This window comes from Lactiplantibacillus sp. ME-2 (assembly GCF_022549155.1).
GTDB classification, from domain to species: domain Bacteria; phylum Bacillota; class Bacilli; order Lactobacillales; family Lactobacillaceae; genus Lactiplantibacillus; species Lactiplantibacillus plantarum.
Window position 1 is genome coordinate 1 of record NZ_JAKZEQ010000083.1, and the last position, 3,849, is coordinate 3,849.

At 43.2% G+C, this 3,849-nt stretch carries 5 protein-coding genes; all 5 read left to right on the plus strand.

Annotation, left to right across the window (positions count from 1 at the left end):
• The first annotated feature begins 76 nt into the window (after positions 1-76).
• The 5 genes from MMY95_RS15180 to MMY95_RS15200 all read left to right on the plus strand — a co-directional run bounded on the left by MMY95_RS15180 (position 77) and on the right by MMY95_RS15200 (position 3,798).
• Positions 77-277, plus strand: coding sequence for a hypothetical protein (locus tag MMY95_RS15180; protein WP_061468352.1), 201 nt, complete (start codon positions 77-79; stop codon positions 275-277).
• Positions 278-1,378 carry a phage portal protein gene (locus MMY95_RS15185; RefSeq protein WP_241277792.1) on the plus strand — a complete coding sequence of 367 codons (1,101 nt, stop codon included), beginning with the start codon at positions 278-280 and terminating at the stop codon, positions 1,376-1,378. It begins immediately after the preceding gene.
• The gene (locus tag MMY95_RS15190; RefSeq protein WP_241277793.1) at positions 1,375-2,901 is read left to right on the plus strand and encodes a phage major capsid protein; all 1,527 of its coding nucleotides are present in this window, start codon (positions 1,375-1,377) and stop codon (positions 2,899-2,901) included. Before MMY95_RS15185 ends, MMY95_RS15190 begins: the two co-directional genes overlap by 4 nt.
• A gap of 92 nt (positions 2,902-2,993) precedes the next feature.
• Positions 2,994-3,263, plus strand: coding sequence for a head-tail connector protein (locus MMY95_RS15195; RefSeq protein ID WP_054519319.1), 270 nt, complete (start codon positions 2,994-2,996; stop codon positions 3,261-3,263).
• 166 nt (positions 3,264-3,429) lie between these two features.
• Positions 3,430-3,798: a hypothetical protein gene (locus MMY95_RS15200; RefSeq protein ID WP_054519318.1), complete on the plus strand. Its 369-nt coding sequence runs from the start codon at positions 3,430-3,432 to the stop codon at positions 3,796-3,798.
• Positions 3,799-3,849 lie beyond the last annotated feature (51 nt).

A 3,849-nucleotide genomic window follows, 5' to 3' on the forward strand; every position in this document is an offset into this window, starting at 1 on the left:
ATTGACCCGATTGCGGCGTTGATTAACGCGTTTGTAGCGGGTATGGACTATTACCAAGAAAGTGAGGATCAACAGCATGCAGAAGATTACTACAAAACAGCGACTGCGGCAGATCTGTTCTGATTATGTACAAACGATCTTGTTGGTGCTTGGCTTAATCTGCTTAGTGATTGGTTTTGGTTGCTGGATCAGCTGGCAAGCGGGATTGATATTGGCTGGTATAGCCATGATTCTGCTGGCCTTGCTAATTAATTATGAAAAGCAAAGAGGTGATTAAATGAGTTTTTTTGTTAAAAGCAATACCACCAGTGGCACGCATGATCCGGTAGCCGACGCCTTGGTTAGTTTATCAAGTAACGACCCGTATACGTTTGTGAGTGCGGCGGTGTTGCGTAATAGTGACATTTACGCGGCGATTAATATTATTGCGAGCGATATTGCCAGCAATCCAATTATGTGCGATACAGCAATCTTTAATACAATGATTAATCAGAACCCCAATAGTCAGATGGACGGCTACCATTTTAAATATGCGTTGGCGGCTAACCTGTTACTCAATGGCAATAGTTTTGCCGAGATTTTGCCTAATCATACGTTGAAATTTATTGCCAATAGCCAATTGACGGTTGAACAAGATGACGTCAGTGGGGCGTTGACCTACACCTATACCCCGACTGGCGGTAACAGTCGTCAGATTGCGCCTAACAACATTTTACATTTTAAATATTTCACCAAAGACGGCGTGTCTGGGATTAGTCCCTTATATGCCCTCAAAGATGAACGCCAGATTCAGTCGGCCGGCAATAAATTGCTAACCGGCTTTTTTACTGCTGGTGTGCACGGCACCACGGTTATTAAAGTCCATCAATCTGATTTAGGGCCGGAAGCTAAGGACAATATTCGTAAACAGTTTGATGAAGCCAATACGGGTGACAATGCGGTCAACACAATTGTGACTGACGATACGATGGATATTAGCAACTTATCCTTAAATACCGATGTATTAAAGCTGGTCAATTCTAATGACTGGACGACCCGACAAATTGCTAAGGCTTTTGGCTTACCACCGGAGCGCTTAGGGGTTGAAAACGATCATTCTAACCAAGAACAAAGTGGCGTGCAGTATCTACAAGGGACGTTGCAACATTACTTTGATAGTTTTACCAGCGAGCTATCGTTCAAGTTTGGTCATGACTTTACGTTTAATACGGACAAGCTATTGAGCCTTGATCCGCAAACGCAACAAGCCCAAGCAGTAGCGGGCTATACGGGCGGCGTTATGAGCCGCAATGAAGCTCGGGCCAAGATTGGCTTGCCACCAACTGACGATGGCAATATTTTCTTAAACTTACAAAAGAATGGAGTGACTAATTCATGAAACAAGACCGACGGTTAACGATTGACGCCGAATTGCGAGCACAAACGCCGCAGTCAGAAACACCCGAAGACGGGCCAGCTGAAAATTCAGCAGACCAGCAACCTAAAGATTCCCAGACAAGCAAGGGTAAAACAATTAGTGGTTATGCAATTGTATGGAACTCACCAAGTAAAGACTTAGGCGGTTTCACCGAGATTGTAACCCCCAAGGCCCTTGATGGTGTCGATTTATCAAACGTTCTTATGCTTAATAACCACGATTACACTCAAGTATTAGCCAGTGTTAAGGCGGGGACATTAACACTAGAATCGGACAATAAGGGGCTACATTTCACCGCACAGTTGCCTAATACGTCGTTTGCTAATGACGTCTACGAAGAAGTTCAAAGTGGGAACGTTGATTCCTGCTCGTTTGGCTTTGATAGTGACGACAACACCGACGAATGGACTAAAGATGATGACGGCAATATCACACGAACCATTAATCAAGTTAAAAGCTTGTTCGATGTGTCAGTGGTAGCCGTTCCCGCTTATGACGATACCAATGTGCAAGTTGATACCCGTAGCTATGAAAAATTTATTAACCAAGAAAAGGAGCCTGACAACATGGCAAAACAAACAATTATTGATCCTAATGGCAATGAAAACAAAACCGGTATTCCCGCCTTTGAGCAATATGTACGGACACACGGGGAAACTCGGGACGGTTTAAAGACTAACGGCGCTAGTGCGGTTATTCCTAAGGAGCTGGTTACCCCCGTTTTCCAATTAAAGCAATCAAATTACAACCTCGCCCAATATGCGACAGTCAAGCAAGTTTCTAGTGGCTCCGGGACTTATCCAATTGCTACTAGCCGACAATCTGCGGTATTGGCTACTAAGGAAGAACTAGCGGACATTGCCGACGTTAACGCGAACATGTTTACGGAAGTGCCATTTGATGTGAAGACCCGGGCGGGTAAGATTGCCTTATCTAACGAAGTGGTGGAAGACGCCGAAGTTGATATTGTCAGTGAAGTTAAAAACCAATTACAACAATTGGTTGATAACACGGACAACACGCAGATTATGAGCTTGTTAACGGGAACCAGTTTCACCAAAGCAACGGCTGCCAATATTGATGATCTTAAAAAGATTTTCAATGTGACGTTAGATCCCGCTTTGAGCAAAATGTGGTTAGTGAACCAGTCCGGGTTCAACTACCTTGATACCTTGAAAGATTCCGATGGCCGTTACCTGTTACAACCGAACCCAACGGCACCCAGTGGCTTCACCTTGTTAGGGGCGCCAGTCGTCATGATTAGTGACAAGTTACTGGCCAACAACATCGACGGGACGTCCCCAATGATTGCGGGGGACTTATCACAAGCGGTGGCGGTTTTCCGGCGTAACCAAGTAACCGCCCAATGGGACAAGTTCGACCAGTTTAGCCAAGGGCTTTCCGTCATTGTGCGGAACGATTATAAAGTGATTGATAAGACCGCTGCAATCAACGTGGCGTTAAAAACCACGCCTGGTAAATAATCGTACCCACTTTTGGGGACGGTTATACAAGGGGGTGTTGATTCGCCACCCCCTATACATAAATTAAAACTAAGGGAAAAAGGAGTGATTACATGGCTGTAACCGTTGATGATATTAAACTAAGCCTAAGAATTGATGTGACCGAAGATGACCCAATGATCCAAAGCTATTTAGACGCCGCCAAGGGCTACGTACAGACAGCTGTTAGCAAGAATGAAGATTTGACTGGCTACAAACAGTACGATTTTGCCGTGTCCTTGCTGACACAATTCTGGTATCAAAACCGGGTAACCGATATGACAAAGACACCGTATCAAGTTGTCAGCATGATTCAACAATTACGCGGTTTAGTAACCGGGTAAGTTTTAAAGTGAATATGCTTCATTTTAAACAATTATAGGTGAAAATATTTGTTTTAAGTGCTATAATATAACTGTTCAAGTATTCATTGTGTTGATATTAGTCGGAACGGGGTGTAATAGCCCCGTTTTTTAATACATATATCTGGGATCAGAAAGTGTGATTCCAATGCGCCAGGATGTTAAGAAGATTTGTAATTTATTAAAGCAATATGCCAAACTAAAATGTGACTTGACGGCTTTTAATCAGGTTTCTAGTCCCTCGTTCGATGGAGTATCAAGCCATAGCAGCCGAAACGGTGCTGAAAGCCGCCTGATAAACCACGTTGATTTGTCTTACCAGTTAAAAGAAGTCGAAGACGCCCTAAATGCAATTGATGATCCACAATATCAATTTATCTTACATGATTATATTATTGAGAAACGTTTCAACCGCAACGAAGCCTGTAATCAATTATCGGTTAGTGTCAGCAAGTTTAACTACTTAAAGAACCGGGCACTTGAAGTGTTTAAATTAAACTATCTTCGAACTCTGTGATATACTGAACACGGTTAACATATTCGGAAGTTTTAAGTATCATTAAACTTG